Source organism: Galactobacter valiniphilus, from assembly GCF_003575975.1.
Lineage (GTDB): Bacteria > Actinomycetota > Actinomycetes > Actinomycetales > Micrococcaceae > Galactobacter > Galactobacter valiniphilus.
Genome location: NZ_QQXK01000019.1, coordinates 32,714 through 48,663, shown reverse-complemented (window position 1 = coordinate 48,663; position 15,950 = coordinate 32,714). Strand labels below are relative to the sequence as shown.

The window sequence follows — 15,950 nt, the reverse complement described above, 5'->3', positions numbered from 1 at the left end:
AGAAACCCCATGAGCATCGCGACCATCGGCACCTGGATCATCGTCGCCGGCAGCGTGACCCTGTGGATCACCTGGCTTCCCCGCGTGCCGGAACGCGCCACCTGGCACCTGACCCTGTGGTCACGCATCCTCATGTGTGCTGGCGCGCTCCTGCAGATCATCGGCGGCGGACTGGTCATCACCCTCGTGTCCGTCGGCCTGATCGCCGCGTGCGTATGGGGCGCGACAGTGGACTACTACCGCGAGCGGCTCACGCAGGTGCGCATCAGCCTCACGCTGGCTCGCGTCGAAGCAGACGACGCCCTCACTGCGCTCGCCCGCCGCGACGGATCCGCCCGCAGCTTCTCCGAGGCCATGCAGGTGATCGGGGAGCGAAGCCGTGCGCGCCTCTGACCTGACGGCCCTGCATGGTGGCCAGCACGTCGAAGTCCACGACGCCGGGTTCCATGCGGCGGGGCGGCTCGTCGCCGCAGTGCCCGCCGGCCCCGACTGGGTCGCCCTCCACCTTGAAGCCGATGGCACCGCCACCGCCACCCTCTTCATCCCCGCCACCCAGGACGTCACCGTCCACGGGTGGACCCTCACCCCCACCCGCTACACCCCCGAACACCAAGGAGCCGCCGCGTGAGCACCATCGCCCCCGAGACCGTCCAGGCGCCGGCCGAGCCCGGCGACCACGACCTGTTCGCGCACTACGCCCGTAAGACCGACATCGAGGCCGCGATCCTCGACGGCGTCCCCTGCACCGCGCTCTGCGGCAAGACCTGGTTGCCGAACCGCGACCCCCAGCGCTTCCCCGTCTGCCCCACCTGCCAGGACATCTACGACAACGTCGTCGGTACCAAAGCCCCCGGTGGTGATGCATGACCAAGTCCGCAGGCTCCCCCGAGCCGCAGGAGGGCAGGTGTGGCGCGAAGCTGCGCGGCCAGGACGCCTACTGCCAGACCCGCCTCGCCGATGGCGCCAAGCGTTGCCGGCGCCACGGCGGCGCCGCACCCCAGGCGAAGGCCAAGGAGATCGAGCGCGTGGAGACCCGCAAGAACGAGGAGATCATGCGCCGAGCCCTCCCCTTCGGCACCCCCAAGGACGTCGACCCGCTCGAGGCCCTCCTCGGCCTCATCAGCGACAAGGCCCAGGAGGTCGAGTGGCTGCGCTTCAAGGTCGAAGAGCTCGGCGACGAGGCCAAGGTGTGGGGCCCAGTCGAGCATCAAGAGGGCGTCGGCCCGATGGGCGCCGTGGACATGTCCACCGTCAAAGCCGCGCCCAACACGTGGTGGGTGATGCTCCGCTCCGCAGAAGATCAGCTTGCCAAGTACGTGACCGCCGCGCTCAAGGCCGGCGTTGCCGAGCGTCAGGTGCGCATCGCCGAAGGCCAGGCCGCGAAGATGGTCGGCGCGGTGCAGCGCGTCATCGAGGCCCTGGAACTCACCCCGGAGCAGCGAGACCGGGCCCACGGCCTCCTCTCTGTCGAGTTCCGCGCCCTCGAAGGCGGTGCCGCGTGAAGCAGCGCATGAGCCACCTGATCCGCGGCCAGTTGCTCGCGCTCGGCATCGACCTGGATCGGGTGTGGGTGGAGGACATCACCCGGCTGTCCGACTGGGAGGTCGTGGCCGACTCTGAGGGCTGGCCGACGCCGATCGTCACCGAGAAGCCGACGCACCAGTACCTCGTGGTCACCGTTTCCCGGGGAGACGAGAACACGATCGAGTACGCCACCGAATTTGGCTTCAACTCCGCCCACGCGTTTGTCGAGCAGGACGGCGCATGGGTGCGGGTGCCCAAGAACACCGCCATGGCGTGGCGGATCGAGGCACTCCTATGACCCACCTCCTCAAGGTCCATGCCGTGCACCCGGCCGTCGACGACCTGCCGGAGCTCGTGGACGAGTGGGAGCACGAGGATCGCCACGTGGACGCGACCGAGGCGCGGCGGCAATGGCTCACCAGGGACCGGCCCGGTGCGTCCCCCGTGACCCGGCACCCCGACGGGTCGTGCACCTACACCGACGCCAACGGGTGCACGCACACCCTCCAATGGATCAACCCGGCCGCCGTCCAAGGGGTGCTGCTGTGATCTGGCTCGGGTGGGTGTTGTCCGCCCTCGTGATCGCTTCCGGCGTGCTGGTCTGCATTTGGGCCGTGCGCCACGATGTCCACTCGCCATCTAGGGCGCTCATGGGGCGCAAGCCCGGGCCTGACCCCGTTGCCGAGCACTACGCGGCCCGGCGCCGGGAGCGCACCTCGGCGCTGACGGAATGGGAGCGGGACTTCCGCCGGGCGCAGGGCCTCCCCGAGCCAGCCACCACGACGCTCGGCCGCGGCGAAGCGGTGGTCCCGGTGTCACGGATGCTCACCACGGCGAACCGCCTGATGTGGCCACCGACCCTGGCCGAGCTGAACCCCGCCCGCGACGTCGAGTGCGTTATCGACACCCTGCCCCGCCACGACGTGCCGCACATGCCTGCCGAGTACCTCACACAAGAGCATGTTGGTCAAATGATCTGCGCGCCGCACTCTGGGCCCGCTCTACCCCACGGCACCTGGCGAGTGCCTGCCGGGACCATCACTGCCGTCCACGAAGCAGACGTGATCGAGGATCACGCCCTATGCGATGAACCCCACACGATCGTCACCGGCGTCAACCTCGAAATCGACGGTAGGGCCATCCACCTGCCACCGCGCCAGCCTGTACGCCTCACTCTGCCCCGCTGACCTGAGGAGCCTCCCCTGATGACCTGCACGTACCCGCAGTGCGAGACCGCGACCACCCCCGGCATCCACCTTTGCGCCCCGCACCAGGGCGCTTTTGTCGCGCTCCTGGACCGTGCGGGTGAACAGGTCGCCACGGCGCGGGAGACCGTCGCCAAGCAGGGCTCCAACACGGCCGGCGGGGGCGGCGGCGGGTCCGTGTCCTCGGCGCCCGTGAACCTGACGGCCATGGTCCTCGTCGACGAGTACGTGCGGCTCATCGAAGCCGACCCGCGCCACCTTGGCCCGGAGCCCACCGTCGAGCGCGTCCGCGTCCTCGCCCGCAGCTCGTCCGCTGGCCCGACACTCGCGCACCTCGAACGCGCTGAGGCCCGCATGATGGCCGTGTGTGAGCGCCCCGCCGACTGGCTCATCCTCGGCGACTGCGCGGGCACCACGGAGGACGGCGCACCGTGCCCGGGCCAGTACCGCTACCAGACCGGCGACACCGTGGCGCGGTGCCGCAAGTGCCCCTACGAGGTGTCGGTGGACGAATACCGCCGCTGGCAGCTGCGCGGCGTGCCGTTCGCCCCCGCCCGCCTGACCGACGTCGTGCGCGGCCTGGGTGCCCTGGGCGTGGCGGTGCGGATGAACACGGTGAAGTCCTGGGCGCACCGCGGGCGGCTCGTCCCGGCCGGCTTCCACGGCGCCGTGCCGCTGTACCGGGCAGGCGACGTGCTGGATCTTCTGGAATCGAAACCCGTCGCGGCGTAGACGAATTGCCGTGACACGCCGTACATCACTGGACAAATGACAACGGTGCAACTAGATTTTCCTCAGAATCGAACAAGTGTCGGTTCCCAAGGCCAGCCAGGGGTTGAGCCGACAGCTACAGGCTCGTCATGGGGCCTCTCCTGCTGGCGCTCCCCCGGCTGGCCTTCTCAATGTTCAGGCCGGCGCGGTAGCGGCACCCACCACGGCGAAGACCGGGCGGCGTGAGAACCGCCCTCGAAACGCCGGCCACCCCAGACTGACGAGTCGCCACACAGCACCCCAGGCCCCGCTACGCGAGGGCGACACACGCGGGCGCACTCGTCACCCCCGCCCAGGGCACAAGGGCACCAGATCGGGCAACACCAACCACAAGGAGGCCCCATCTCGCCGCTGGGAGCGTCAGACCAGCAGCGGGCCACGGCCTGCACCGCCCCGGCCCGAAGACGCCGGTCTTGTCTTCGGTACGGGTGCGATGGCACCTACTTTCAACAGGTAGATGGCCGGTCTCCAAAACCGGACGATGCAGGTTCGACTCCTGCGGTGTCAGCTCCCCCGGGTCAACGGCTCACGGGCGGCCGGGTTTCTACTTGCTCCCCACCGTCCACTCCACCGAAGGCACCCCACGACGGCTCAACTTCTTCTAGCCGAGGGTGACCTGCCCGGGACCAAACCACCAGGAGGCCCCCATGCGCATCCTCATCGCAGGCCGTCGCGAGTGGGCTGAGGCTGTGGCTGCGGACGTAGCGCGCACCTCCCCCAACACGGCGCACCAGTACGCCCTGGCGCACCCGGGCCGCCCGGCCGCCGGCGTGCATGACCTCGTGCTCATCCAGCACGACGGGCCCGAGCACGTCGCCACCCAAGCACACCAATGCGCAGCCGAAAACGGCGTCGCCATCCTCATCGACTAGGAGAAACCCATGGCCCTGCTCAACAGCGCCATCTACCCGACCACGGTCATCAACAAGGGCATCGAGGCCACCCTGTACTACGGCATCGGTAAGGACTCGCCCATGAGCCAGTTCATGGCCGGGTGCGGCTTCGACCCCGAACGCACCGCGGCCTCCGACATGATCGTGAACCTCGACGAGCACACCGTCACCGCCCGCGTATACCGCTACACCGAGAACGGCCAGCGCGTAGTCGGCAGCGGCGGATACCTCACCACCGAAGTCACGCGGCCACTCGTCGGGACGCTTCCGCCGTCCGACTACGCCACCGACCTGATCATGAACCCGGTCGAGGTACTCGAGATGGTCTTCGCTGAGCACTTCGGCTGGGACGAGCGCAACGATGACGCCATCAAGGCCATCACTGCAGCCCTGTTCCCCCGCAAGGAGTCCTGATGCCCGAGCCCACCACTCCGACCCAGGTTAGTGACGAGCTCCGCGAACACCGCGCCCAGCGGTTCGCGCTCTCGCAGACCTGCCAGGGCGACCCCGACACCTGCGGGTGTGGCGGCGCCTGCCCCATGCTCAACGCGGCCTAGGGCTTCCGCGTCCTCGCGCCGAGGCTCCAAGGGTCTTGCTCGGGGATGCCTGGCGCGGGTGGGCGCAGGCTGATCTGCTTGGTGATCCAGTCGAAGCGCGGGCCCAGCCCGAGCTTGAACCGGACGCGCATGACGGGGTCCGGGCCGCGGCGGTCGAGCCGCGAGAACGTGACCTCGCCGTTGGCGCGCAGCACGTCCTTGTCCTCGTACCAGTCCGCCCGGGCGCGCACCCGCGACGGCCCCGGCACCAACACCCGGAACGACAGCAGATCCCTGCCCGTGCCGTTCACCAGGGCGCCAGCGTTCGGCCCGTCCCACCTGATCCACAATTCCCGCTCCACCCGCCAAGCGTAGAAGGGCAGGCCGACAGCAGGAGGCGACCATGACGACCTCCGTGTTCGGCCTCATGGCCCAAGCCTTCGAGAAGCCCAAGCCGCGCTTCGCCACTCCCGGCGAGCTCGCGCAGGCGCTCGACCCGAAGACGGTGCAGACCCGGGCGATGGACCTCATCGACGAGGCCCTCGTGTGGGCCTGGAACACGCCCGACGCCCGGCTGATCATCAGCGTGCCGCCGCAGGCCGGCAAGTCTCAGCGCGCCACGCGCCGCTTCGCTGAGTGGGCGCTCTCCCAGAACCCGGACACCCGCATCACGGTCTGCTCCTACAACACGGACACGGCCCGCCGCTGGGGCCGCACGATACGCGACGACATCAACGAGCACGGCGACGCGCTCGGCGGCCTTGTGATCCGACATGACGTCTCGTCGCAGTCCGAGTGGCAGCTCGACGGGCATGACGGCGGCGTGTTCACCGCCGGTGTGGGTGCGTCGCTCACTGGCCGGCCCTCCGACCTGATGATCGTGGACGACCCCGTGAAGGGCCGCGAGGACGCCGACTCCGCCCGCTACCAGGAACGCAACTGGGACTGGTGGCGTGAAGTCGCCATGACTCGCCTCGCCCCTGGCGCGCCGGCCATCATCATCATGACGCGCTGGTCCCCCGACGACCTCGGCGGGAAAGTCCTCAAGCCGGAGAACGGCGGCGAGGACTGGCGCGTCCTCAACATCCCAGCCCAAGCCGATCACCGCCCCGAGCTGGGCGAGACTGACCCGCTGGGCCGCGAGCCCGGCGAGTGGATGGTGACCACGCGAGGCATGACTGCCGCGCAGTGGGAGCGCCGCAAGCGCGACACCGGCCCCCGATCCTGGGCGGCGCTCTACCAGGGCAAGCCGACCCCTGACGAGGGCGGGATCTTCCCCCGCGACTGGGCCACCTACGACGTGGCTCCGTGGCAGGAACGCCCGGACGGCTCCCGCTGGGTTCCCGGCGTGGGCGAACGCGACGACCACGAACTGGCCATGTCCTGGGACCTCACGTTCTCCGACACCAAGGGATCCGACTACGTCGTCGGGCAGGTGTGGTTGCGCGTCCAGAACGAGATGTTCCTCCTGGACATGGTCCGCCGGCGCATGAACTTCAACGCGACGTGCGAGGCCATCCTTGCGATGCGCGCCCGATGGCCCCAGGCCATCCAGACGTTCGTGGAGGACAAGGCCAACGGCCCGGCCGTGATCAACGCCCTGCAGCGCCAGCTCGTCGGCCTCGTGCCGGTGATGCCGGAGGGCTCCAAGATCGCCCGCGCTTCGGCCGTCTCGCCGCTCGCGTTCGCGGGGAACATCAAGCTCCCCACCGCGGCGCTCCTCCCGAACGTGGAGGAGCTGCGCGAGGAGCTCGTGAACTTCCCGACGTCCAAGCACGACGACACTGTCGATGCGCTCTCCCAAGCCGTGAACCAGATGCTCTTGCACCCGCTCATCAATGGTGGGCGCGTCACCCCGGGCGATCTGTTCGACGACTTCACCCCGGTGGACTTCTCCACCTGGTGATCTGAAAGGCGGTGCCGCATGGCCCTGTTTGGCCGTACCAAGACCGCCGTGGAGGCCACCGAGCCGATGGTGCCCGCGCACCGAGTGGACACGCTCTCGCTCGAGGTTGAGCGCCTGACCGAGTCCCTGGCGTCGCTTCGCCGCGAGGACATCGGCTGGAAGCCGCTCACCGGGCTCGGATCGGACCTCATCAGCCGGGAGGAGCTCGGCGCGAAGGCCGACACCCTGCGCGGCCTCACCGTCGCGAACCCGCTCCTGCGCCGCGCCCTGGGCGTGCGCACCGGGTACGTGTGGGGCACTGGCGTGACGATCAGCGCCGCCGAGCAGGAGAACGGCCAGGACGTCGACCACGTGGTGCAGGGCTTCCTGACCGATGAGCGCAACGAGGCCGCCTGTTTCGGCGCCGAGGCCCGCGAGGAAGCCGAAGGCGACCTGTTCTCCGACGGCAACCACTTCCGCGCTCACTTCGTGGACCGCATGACCGGGCACGTGCAGGTCCGCCCGATCACGTTCAACGAGATCACCCAGATCATGACGGCGCCCGGCGACCGCTTCACCCCGCACTACTACCTGCGCGAGTGGACGGAGACCGGCTACGGGCTCTCCGCCGTGCAGCGCAAGGCCTGGTATCCGGACCTGCGGCATCAGCCCCGCGCCAAGCCGAAGCTCATCGACGGCATCGAGGTGCTGTGGCCCGGCGAGATCGGCGGCGCGGCGATCCTGCACGTGTCCTCCCGCACCGCGGGGCGCGGCTCCCGCTGGGGCATCCCCGACGCCTACGCGGCGGCACCGTTCGCGATCCGCTACGAGGGCTTCCTGTCCGACTGGCTCACCCTCGTGAAGGCGCTCTCCAAGGTCGCGTGGCAGGTGGTCGACCCCAACGGCAAGTCCCAGCAGATGCGCGCCGCGGCGCAGGCCGTCGCCAGCATGCAGGGCGCCGGCGGGACGATCGCCACGGGCACCGGCGAACTCAAGGCCGCGAACGTGTCCGGCGCGACCGTCGACGCGGACTCGGGCCGGCCGATCGTGTCGCTCGTGGCCGCGGCCCTGGACCTGCCCGTCACGATGCTCACCGCTGACCCCGGAACGACCGGGGCCCGCGCCGTGGCCGAGACCCTGGACAAGCCCACCAAGGATGCGATGCGCGCCCGTCAGCGACTCTGGGAGGCCGCCGACCGGGCGTCCATCCAGTTCGTCATCGAGCAGCACGTCATCGCCCCGCGAGGCTCCCTCAAGGGCCGCGTGGTCCCCGAGGACGACCGCATGACGGTGGAGTTCACGGACGCCACCGAGGTCACCATCAACGTGGTCTGGCCGGACATGGACGAACCCGACGTGAAGACGGTGCTCGACGCGCTCGAGGTCGCCGACAGCCTCGGCGTCCTGCCGATGGTCGAGCTGGCCAAGCTCGTGCTCCACGCGCTGCGCGTGCCCAACGTGGCCGAGCTCATCGACAAGATGACCGACGACGCGGGCGAGTGGGTCGACCAGCGCGACAACGACGAGCAGGTCGGCGCCGCGCTCGCGAATCGGTACCGCGGCGGCAAGCCGCCCGCACCGGATGACGAGCCCGAGACCGAGTAAGGGGGTGGGGCGGTGGCCATCACGGAGGACACTCTGCGCGTGGCCGCCGCCACCCGCGCCCGCCTCATCAACGCGACCCGCGAGCAGGAGCTCGCGATCACGCGGGCCTGGGCCGACGCTTGGGACCTGATCTCTCCGGAGCTACTGGCGTCCCTGCTGGATCTGATGGTGCGGTACGCGCAGGACGGCCGGGTGCCGCGCCACGCCGTGGCGAAAGACGCCCGGCTCCGGGCCGCGCTCGCGCAGGTGCGCGCCACCATCAAGGAGGTCGCCAAAACCACCGGCGAATCGGCGGCCGCGATCATCCCCGCCGAGGTGTCCGCCGCTGGCCCCGACCTCGAGGCCAGCGTCCGCACCCAGCTCCCGGCAGGGTCCACGCTCCCGGTGGCGCACCCGGCGCCGGACGCCCTGGACGCGATCGTGATGCGCACCCAGCAGCGCATCCACTCGCAGTACCGGGCCCTGTCGGCTGAGTCGGTGGCCGCGATGCGGGCCGAGCTTGTGCGTGGCATCGCCGTGGGCGACAACCCGCGCACCGTGGCGCGCCGCATCATGGACCGCACAGAGGGAGCCTTCAACGGCGGCATCAGCCGGGCCTCCACGATCGCACGCACGGAGATCCTCGACGCATACCGCGCCGCATCCCGGCACGCCTCCCAGGCGAACACGGAGATCCTGGCGGGGCGCCGCTGGACTGCCGAGCTTGGGCCGCGCACCTGCGCATCCTGCATCGGACGCCACGGGCGCATGTACCCGCCCGGCACCGACGGGCCCTGGGATCACCCCAACGGCCGCTGCTGCTTCACGGACGTCACGAAGACGTGGGCCGAGCTCGGCCTCGACGGCGTCGACGAACCGGAGCCCGTGTGGCGCGACCGGGATGCGTGGTGGGACAACCTCACCCCCGAGTCGCAGGACCGCATGATCGGACGGGCCCGCGCCCAGCTACTCCATGACGGGAAAGTCCGGTGGGAAGACCTGTCCCATTTTCAGCAGAACGTCGGCTGGCGTGATTCCCTCCGCCTCCGCCCGCTTCACGAACTCCTCGTAGACGAGCTGTAGCGCCTCGTCCTCCAACGCCGTGTCCCGGTAGAAGTCCGCGTTCTTCGACGGCTCCACCTGGATCGCGTCGCAGTACACACACACCACCGTCAGCTGAGCCCCGCGAGGTTTCAGCAGCACCTCGCCCGCCACCCAAGAGTGGCCCGGGCAAGCCCCCGGCTCGCCGCGGCGCTCATTCGCGTCGTCCATGCCCATCGCCCCAGTGTAGGAGGCCACCCTTGACCACCACCATCCACGGCTGGGCCACCGAGTCCGCCACCACCGCCCCGCCCGTCGAACGCGTCACCGAGTCAGGTGCCGTCACCTCATCTGGCGGCCGGTTCCTCGTCACCCTGATAACGCCCGGTCGAGGCGCTTCGGGCTTCTATACGCCCGAGGTCCTCGAGGCCGCAGCGACAGCCAAGGTGTTCCCCGAAGGTACCGCCATGCACCTGGATCACCAGACGGAAACGGAGCGGTACGAGCGTGGCGTGCGGTCCGTCGCCACCCTGGCCGCTGTACTCACTGAGGACGCCCGCTGGGACGGCCAGGCTCTCGTGGCCGAGGCTCGCCCGATTGGCCTCAATGGGCAGCACATGCGCGAGGCCGCTGGCGTGGCCCACGTGTCGATCGCCTCCGCCGCGTCGTTCGATCCTGGCACAGCACCGGACGGGCTACCGATGATCGTCGAGGCCATGTACCCCTCGCCCCTGAACACGGTCGACTTCGTGACCGTGCCCGGGCGCGGCGGCACGTTCACCGTCCTCGAGTCCGGTCGCGCCGAGGAAGCCCGCACCGTCGCCACGTTCCTTGAGGCGCGCACGCACCGCTACCTCAACGAGCTGTTCGCCGACATGTACGGCGAGGGGCGACTCACCCGCGAGGAATGGGACGTGCTGCAGGTCGCCGCGGCGTCCGCCGTCGCGTCCATCACCGGCGCGATCGCCGCGCTTCCCGGCCTCTCGTCCCGCGACATCTGGGACGACGCCCCCACCAACTCCCCTGCCGTCGAGGCCGGGGCCCCCAAGACCAACCCGGCTGGGGATTCCACCATCCAAGGCACACCCCATCAGGAGGATGACATGCCGCAGATTGAACAGGCGGAGCTGGACAAGCTCCGCGAGTCCGCCGGCCGGGCCGAGGCGCTCGCGACCGAGAACGCGACGCTCAAGGCCGACGCCGAGAAGCGCGAGACCGAGGCCAAGGAGGCCCGCGTGGCCGCCGCCGAAAAGGTCGTCAAGGAAGCCTTCGGCGAGGACGCGCCCGCGTTCATCGTCGAGTCCGCCAAGCACGCCGCCGAGCAGGGCACCTTCGACGAGAAGGCCGTCCGCGAGGCCGCCCAGGCCGCCGAAGCCCACAAGGCCGGCCAGCCCGCCGGGCTCGGCTCCACCCACGTCTCCGAGTCCGCGGCGCTGCCGACGGACGAGGACATCGCCAACGCGCTCTAAGGAGGCACCCACATCATGGCGAAGAACCAGCGTTACACCGAGTCGCGTCACATCGCGCTCCCCCTGCCCTACGACCGCGCTCCCGGCGAGCCCGTCAACATCGGCATCTTCAATGGCGTCGCCCTCAACGGCGGCAAGTCCGGCGAGACCGCCACCGTCTGGCTGGACGGCTCCTACGACGTCACCGTCACCGGCGCCACCACGCCCGGCGCGACCGTCTACATCACCCCCGCCGGCGCGCTCAACACGACCGCCTCCGGCAACAAGCCCTGGGGCGCCGCCATCGGCACCAAGGCCGCGGCGGCCGGTGTCGTCGAGGTCGCCCCGCTCGGCCGCACGGCCCCGACGGCCTGAGAAAGGACGACCACATCATGAACTTCGACAAGCACGGCTTCCGCGCCGCCCCCTCCCACCAGGAGAAGGTGCACGAGGCCGCCAAGTTCTTCAACGCCGGTCGCACCGGCTCGCCCATCCAGCAGGCCGAACTGCAGGAGGCGTTCTCCACCCCGGACTTCCCCAAGCTCCTGGGTGACGCCTTCACCAAGAAGGCCATCGTGGCGCAGAAGGCCGCGGTCAACGAGTTCGACCCGATCCTCGCGCACACCACCGTCCCGGACTTCCAGCGCCACAAGCTGGTCGACCTGTGGGGCGCCGACGAGTTCGAGCGCGTCCGCGAGGGCGAGGAGTACAAGGGCGGCTCGCTGAACGAGACCGACCTGGACCACGGCACCGCCAAGTGGGGCAAGTCTTACGGCTTGACGTTCGAGCTGCGCCTGCGTCGCCTGTTCTCCGACCTGGCGAACTTCCCGACCCTGCTCGGCAACGGCGCGGTGAAGGCCAAGAACACGGCCGCCGCGTCCGCCCTGGTCACCGCCGCTGGCGCGTGGGACCCGGCCCTGTTCGGCGCGGTGCAGTCCACCGCGCTGGACGCTGACGGTCTGGATGCCGCGATCAACGCCCTGGCGATCCGTGAGGATCACCGCGGTGACCTGGTGGATACGTCCAACCTGGTGCTGGTGGTCGGCCCTGGCCTGCAGACTCAGGCCGCCCGCCTGCTCAACGTTGACCGACTGGTCATCAAGCAGACCGTCGGCAACAAGGAGACCCGCACGGAGGTGCCGAACCCCTTCAAGGGCCTCGTCACCCTCCTCGTCTCCCGCTCGGTCGGTAAGCGCCTGGGCGCGAACCAGTCCAAGGCCTGGGCGCTCGTCCAGGGCAAGGGCTCCACGCTCCCGTCCCTGATCGACACGGGCCTTGAGGGCCACGACGGCAACGTCGACATCCGCGTCAAGAACGACCAGGGCACCAACGTCGGCGGCGGCGCGATCAGCGCTGATCAGGGCTCGTTCAACGACGACACCATCTGGTACCGCGGCCGCACGTTCTTCGGCATCGACAAGGGCTTCGGCACCGGCGTCTACGCCTCCAACGGCGCCGCGTGACCGGGCGCCGGGCCAGCCGCCACCTGAGAGGAGTCCCTCGTGGATGAGCAGCAGATGATCCGGCTGGTCCGGCGCACCGTGGCCGACCCGGACGGCGCCCTGTTCGACGACCAGGCCGTCACCGACGCCCTGGCGATGTTCGCGGCGGACAGTGACGCCCACCGGGTGAAGCTGGCCGCCGCGGACCTCCTCGACCAGATCGCCGTGTCCGAGGTGATGGTCTCCAAGAAGATCACCACCCAGGATCTCTCCACGGACGGCACCGCGGTGTCGAAGGAGCTCCGCGAGCACGCGAAGCGCCTCCGCACCGAGGTCGCCACCGAGAAGGCCCAGGACGACCCGAACGTCGGTTTCTTCCACGTGATCCCGGACGGAGCCTCGGCCCGTCTCGAGGGCGAGGAGTGGTCGGCGTGGCCCCGCTGAACGGCACGCGGGTGATCCCGGTGGGCTGGTCGGCGCACCACCGGCCCGTGGTTGAGGGATCCTTCAACCTGGCGTGCGAGGTGTGGCGGCCTGGTGACGGGCCGCCACCCTTCGGGCAGGACGAGGCCCCCGCGGTCCTCGTGTGGTCGGGCCAGTGTCGCCTACAGCAGCGCGCCACCGGCGACGGCGGCAAAGTCGTCGCCGATCAGGCCGTGCAGGTGCGTGACTACCTGGCCGTACTCCCCTACGAGGTGCTCGCCCTCGTGCGCTCCGGCGAGGCCGGGGACGTGCTCAAGGCGGGCGGGCGCTCCTACATGATCCTCGACGCCCTGCAGGGCTCCGAGCTGTGGGAGTGCGACCTCATGCTGCAGTCCACGGACGGAGGGTGACGTGTTCGACTTCTCCGACGCGAAGGACTTTGGGCGCAAGCTCAACCGGGCGGCGCCGAAGCTGCAGCCTCTCGCACAGAAGGTCGTGGCGAAGGTCGCCGCTGATGTGGCGACCCAGGCGGCGCAGTCCGCGCCGGTGGACACGGGCGCGCTGCGCTCGTCGATCACCGCTGACGTGGCGGGCCTGTCCGCCACGGTGCGGCCGGGTGTGAACTACGCCCACTACGTCGAGCTCGGCACGAGCCGGATGGCAGCCCAGCCGTACCTGTTCCCCGCGCTCGATCGGAATGCGCAGTCGTTCACGACGGCGCTGGCGGCTGCGGCGAAGAAGGTGATGCCCGGTGGCTGACCCTTCCGCGATCGTCATGGCCGTGCTGCAGGGCGTTCCCGGGCTGACCGGTGGCGTGTACGACGGTCAGGTGCCCGACACGATCCCCACGACGGGCCAGGGAAAGTTCGTGAAGCCCTACGCGGTCCTGTGGGCCGGGACGGGCGACGACATCCCCGCGGAGCGAGACCTCACCCGGCTCTCCGCGGCCGACGTCCTCGACTGGCGACCCCAGGTCACCGTCGTGGGCCCCAGTGGCGCCGTGTGCCGCGACGGCGCCCGCGCCGTCCTCGCCGCCCTGCGCAACCTGCATGTGGGCGGCGGCTGGCTCATCCCTGACGCCGACCACAACCGGCAGCTCTCCCCCATCCCCGACAACACCGTCACCCCCGTGCGCATGTTCATGCCGCTGCGGTTCCGGCTCGTCACCACCCAATAGGAGGCCCCTCGTGGCAACCGCCCCCAAGGCGACCGACACCAAGTCGGCCGCCAACACCAGCGCGCCCGAAACCGCCCCGGCGGCCAAGGTGCGAGCCCGCGATCCGCGGCGACTCATCCACGTCTACGACCCGGAAACCGGGGCCAAGAACCCCGACCTGGTGCCCGAGACGTGGCTCGACAACTTCCCGAACCTGCGGGAGACCCCCTCCACCAAGGAAGGCAACTGACATGCCCAAGATGCTCAACGACGCGAACACCAAGCTCGCGTTCGTCCCCACCCTCGCCGACCACCGCGCCCCGAAGGTCTCGGAGCTCACCGGCTCCGGCGTCCTCGACCTGTCCTGCGCGATCACCGCGGCCGACTTCGTGCTCGGAGCCACCGGCAACGACGACGTGTCGGACCCGGCGCTGTGCACCTCGACCAACTCCTCCGTCCCGGGCCGAGACAACTACGAGGCCGCGATGAACTTCTTCCGGTACACCGAGACCGCCGAAGACAAGGCGTGGACGACCTTCACCAAGAAGGGCATCAACGGCTACCTCGTGCGCCGCATCGGTCAGGGGGAGCCCGACAAGAAGCCGTTCGAGTCGCCGTTCAAGGCCGGCGACGAGGTGCAGGTCTACCAGGTGATCTCCGGCGTCCCGCAGATCCTCTCCCCCGCCGATGCCGGATTCGAGAAGTTCAAGGTCCAGTTCTACGTGCAGGACAACGTCGACGAGCGCGCCAAGGTCGCCGCCGGCGCCTGATGAGGTAGCCACTCCCCGCATACCAAGCCCCCGCCACACCTCGTGGCCCGGGGGCTTTTTCATGCCCGGCCCCGCCCCCGTAGTCAGGCACGGGGGCGGGGCCGCACTACCCCTTCACCGCCTGGCACCACCACATTCTTAGGAGCCTGACATGTCCGAGAACACCACCACCCCGACCGCCGCCGACCTGACTGAGGGCTTTGACTTCGACGCCTGGCTGTCCGGCGCCGAGCGCCCCTCCCGCCTCGTCACCCTCTACGCCCGCCCGGACGTGTACGGCGAGCTGATCGCCGTCCGTGAGCGCCTCGACGCGCTGCCGCCCGCCCCGACGAAGGAGAACGCCCCCGAACGTTCCCTCGGCGATCCGGTGGACCCGCAGGCCGCACTGCGCGCCGAGCTCGAGCAGGAGCGCGACACCCTCACCGCGAAGCTCCACGCTTCCCGCACCGAGGTCAAGGTCGAAGGTTCGATCGAGGAGGAGGTCAAGGACGTCGAGAAGGCCGTGAAGCACGACCTCGCCGACGCCCGCAAGGCCGCCGAAGACGAGGCCCGCACGGACACGACGGAGCTCGCCACGGCGCTGAGCATGGGCGCGAAGGAGACTCTTGCCGCGGTGCAGGCCGCCGTGGCGCAGGCTTCCGACGCGATCGTCGGCCTCGAGCGCTCCTTCCGCATCCTCGCCGAGCGCGTGCACATCCGCGGCAAGAACGGTCAGTGGGAGCCCATCGGCCGGGAGCGCCTCGACAAGCTCAACCGCGTCATCGGCGACCCTCAGATCGTCCTGCTGCAGAACGCCTGGTCGCAGGCAACCCACGCGCCCGTGGAAGCGGTCACGGCCCCTTTCTAGCGAGGGCGATGAGCCGGCGGCGCTGGTCTCACCTGCTCTCTGAGGCCCGCGCCGCCCGCTCCCAGGGCTGGCCCATCACCGTGCTACTCAGCCTGCGCGACCGCGACGACCCGCACCGGCACGACGTCACCCGCATCAACGACCGGGACCGGCGCATGGCGCTGGCCCTGCAGGTGTACGAGGACTCCCTGTGTTCGAAGTGCGGGCAACCCGTGTGGGTGTGCCGCGGCGTGGAGAACCTGGACCGTTTCGAGGTCCGCGAGGACGTCTGTCATGCCTCCGACCGGGTGCGTGAGTACGTCTCCGAGGTCACTGGCAAGACCGGCGTTTACGGCGAGCACGGGATCCCCGAGCACGTCGCCCTGTCTCTTGTCGACTTGCTCGACTCCCCTGCTGAAACCCCCGCCGCCTGACCTGGCGGCGGG

25 protein-coding genes and 1 tRNA gene are annotated in these 15,950 nt (G+C 69.8%); 25 read left to right on the top strand and 1 reads right to left on the bottom strand.

The features are described from left to right. Window positions 1-9: 9 nt before the first annotated feature. The 11 genes from DWB68_RS10240 to DWB68_RS10190 all read left to right on the top strand — a co-directional run bounded on the left by DWB68_RS10240 (window position 10) and on the right by DWB68_RS10190 (window position 4,807). Entirely contained in the window at window positions 10-393 is a 384-nt protein-coding gene (locus tag DWB68_RS10240) for a hypothetical protein (protein ID WP_119425047.1), read from the top strand. Beyond that, complete coding sequence (locus DWB68_RS10235) at window positions 380-628, top strand: hypothetical protein (RefSeq protein ID WP_119425046.1); 249 nt, start codon at window positions 380-382, stop codon at window positions 626-628. Before DWB68_RS10240 ends, DWB68_RS10235 begins: the two co-directional genes overlap by 14 nt. After that, a complete protein-coding gene (locus DWB68_RS10230; RefSeq protein WP_233548735.1) occupies window positions 625-867 on the top strand; it encodes a DUF3039 domain-containing protein in 243 nt (80 codons plus the stop codon). Before DWB68_RS10235 ends, DWB68_RS10230 begins: the two co-directional genes overlap by 4 nt. After that, window positions 864-1,502 carry a hypothetical protein gene (locus DWB68_RS10225; protein ID WP_119425044.1) on the top strand — a complete coding sequence of 213 codons (639 nt, stop codon included), beginning with the start codon at window positions 864-866 and terminating at the stop codon, window positions 1,500-1,502. The genes DWB68_RS10230 and DWB68_RS10225 overlap by 4 nt, the downstream gene beginning before the upstream one ends. Before the next feature lie 8 nt (window positions 1,503-1,510). Continuing rightward, window positions 1,511-1,822: a hypothetical protein gene (locus tag DWB68_RS10220; RefSeq protein WP_147391648.1), complete on the top strand. Its 312-nt coding sequence runs from the start codon at window positions 1,511-1,513 to the stop codon at window positions 1,820-1,822. Beyond that, window positions 1,819-2,073 carry a hypothetical protein gene (locus tag DWB68_RS10215; RefSeq protein ID WP_119425042.1) on the top strand — a complete coding sequence of 85 codons (255 nt, stop codon included), beginning with the start codon at window positions 1,819-1,821 and terminating at the stop codon, window positions 2,071-2,073. The genes DWB68_RS10220 and DWB68_RS10215 overlap by 4 nt, the downstream gene beginning before the upstream one ends. After that, on the top strand, window positions 2,070-2,711 hold the full coding sequence (locus tag DWB68_RS10210) for a hypothetical protein (RefSeq protein WP_119425041.1): 642 nt from the start codon (window positions 2,070-2,072) through the stop codon (window positions 2,709-2,711). Before DWB68_RS10215 ends, DWB68_RS10210 begins: the two co-directional genes overlap by 4 nt. 18 nt (window positions 2,712-2,729) lie before the next feature. Continuing rightward, window positions 2,730-3,461: a hypothetical protein gene (locus tag DWB68_RS10205; RefSeq protein ID WP_119425040.1), complete on the top strand. Its 732-nt coding sequence runs from the start codon at window positions 2,730-2,732 to the stop codon at window positions 3,459-3,461. 473 nt (window positions 3,462-3,934) lie between these two features. Beyond that, a tRNA-Trp gene (locus tag DWB68_RS10200) sits at window positions 3,935-4,008 on the top strand. A gap of 139 nt (window positions 4,009-4,147) precedes the next feature. Then, window positions 4,148-4,372 carry a hypothetical protein gene (locus DWB68_RS10195; protein WP_119425039.1) on the top strand — a complete coding sequence of 75 codons (225 nt, stop codon included), beginning with the start codon at window positions 4,148-4,150 and terminating at the stop codon, window positions 4,370-4,372. A gap of 9 nt (window positions 4,373-4,381) precedes the next feature. Next, window positions 4,382-4,807, top strand: a complete 426-nt coding sequence (locus tag DWB68_RS10190) for a hypothetical protein (protein WP_119425038.1) — start codon at window positions 4,382-4,384, stop codon at window positions 4,805-4,807. Between the two features lie 139 nt (window positions 4,808-4,946). Here the strand turns inward: DWB68_RS10190 and DWB68_RS10185 are convergent, their stop codons facing one another. Continuing rightward, entirely contained in the window at window positions 4,947-5,291 is a 345-nt protein-coding gene (locus tag DWB68_RS10185) for an RNA-binding protein (protein WP_147391647.1), read from the bottom strand. A 41-nt stretch (window positions 5,292-5,332) separates the two neighbouring features. Here DWB68_RS10185 and terL point away from each other — a divergent pair, with 41 nt between their 5' ends. From terL to DWB68_RS10115, 14 genes are all read left to right on the top strand, one after another. After that, on the top strand, window positions 5,333-6,835 hold the full coding sequence (gene terL / locus DWB68_RS10180; protein WP_119425036.1) for a phage terminase large subunit: 1,503 nt from the start codon (window positions 5,333-5,335) through the stop codon (window positions 6,833-6,835). An 18-nt stretch (window positions 6,836-6,853) separates the two neighbouring features. After that, a complete protein-coding gene (locus DWB68_RS10175) occupies window positions 6,854-8,419 on the top strand; it encodes a hypothetical protein (RefSeq protein WP_119425035.1) in 1,566 nt (521 codons plus the stop codon). Between the two features lie 12 nt (window positions 8,420-8,431). After that, window positions 8,432-9,481 (top strand): phage minor head protein, encoded by a 1,050-nt coding sequence (locus DWB68_RS10170; RefSeq protein WP_119425034.1) that lies wholly within the window; start codon window positions 8,432-8,434, stop codon window positions 9,479-9,481. A gap of 218 nt (window positions 9,482-9,699) precedes the next feature. Then, window positions 9,700-10,908, top strand: a complete 1,209-nt coding sequence (locus DWB68_RS10165) for a hypothetical protein (protein WP_119425033.1) — start codon at window positions 9,700-9,702, stop codon at window positions 10,906-10,908. 15 nt (window positions 10,909-10,923) lie between these two features. Then, window positions 10,924-11,262, top strand: coding sequence for a DUF2190 family protein (locus DWB68_RS10160; protein ID WP_119425032.1), 339 nt, complete (start codon window positions 10,924-10,926; stop codon window positions 11,260-11,262). 17 nt (window positions 11,263-11,279) lie between these two features. Then, window positions 11,280-12,350, top strand: coding sequence for a phage major capsid protein (locus tag DWB68_RS10155; protein ID WP_119425031.1), 1,071 nt, complete (start codon window positions 11,280-11,282; stop codon window positions 12,348-12,350). Between the two features lie 39 nt (window positions 12,351-12,389). Next, a complete protein-coding gene (locus DWB68_RS10150) occupies window positions 12,390-12,773 on the top strand; it encodes a hypothetical protein (RefSeq protein WP_119425030.1) in 384 nt (127 codons plus the stop codon). Next, a complete protein-coding gene (locus tag DWB68_RS10145; protein ID WP_119425029.1) occupies window positions 12,761-13,162 on the top strand; it encodes a DUF6093 family protein in 402 nt (133 codons plus the stop codon). The genes DWB68_RS10150 and DWB68_RS10145 overlap by 13 nt, the downstream gene beginning before the upstream one ends. A 1-nt stretch (window position 13,163) precedes the next feature. Beyond that, a complete protein-coding gene (locus tag DWB68_RS10140) occupies window positions 13,164-13,511 on the top strand; it encodes an HK97-gp10 family putative phage morphogenesis protein (RefSeq protein ID WP_119425028.1) in 348 nt (115 codons plus the stop codon). Continuing rightward, window positions 13,504-13,929, top strand: coding sequence for a hypothetical protein (locus tag DWB68_RS10135; RefSeq protein ID WP_119425027.1), 426 nt, complete (start codon window positions 13,504-13,506; stop codon window positions 13,927-13,929). Before DWB68_RS10140 ends, DWB68_RS10135 begins: the two co-directional genes overlap by 8 nt. Window positions 13,930-13,939: 10 nt before the next feature. Next, window positions 13,940-14,158 carry a hypothetical protein gene (locus tag DWB68_RS10130; protein ID WP_119425026.1) on the top strand — a complete coding sequence of 73 codons (219 nt, stop codon included), beginning with the start codon at window positions 13,940-13,942 and terminating at the stop codon, window positions 14,156-14,158. Window position 14,159: 1 nt separating this feature from the next. Further along, window positions 14,160-14,678 (top strand): phage tail tube protein, encoded by a 519-nt coding sequence (locus tag DWB68_RS10125; protein ID WP_119425025.1) that lies wholly within the window; start codon window positions 14,160-14,162, stop codon window positions 14,676-14,678. Between the two features lie 151 nt (window positions 14,679-14,829). Next, complete coding sequence (locus DWB68_RS10120; protein ID WP_119425024.1) at window positions 14,830-15,525, top strand: hypothetical protein; 696 nt, start codon at window positions 14,830-14,832, stop codon at window positions 15,523-15,525. Window positions 15,526-15,533: 8 nt separating this feature from the next. Further along, window positions 15,534-15,938 (top strand): hypothetical protein, encoded by a 405-nt coding sequence (locus tag DWB68_RS10115; protein ID WP_119425023.1) that lies wholly within the window; start codon window positions 15,534-15,536, stop codon window positions 15,936-15,938. Window positions 15,939-15,950: the final 12 nt, after the last annotated feature.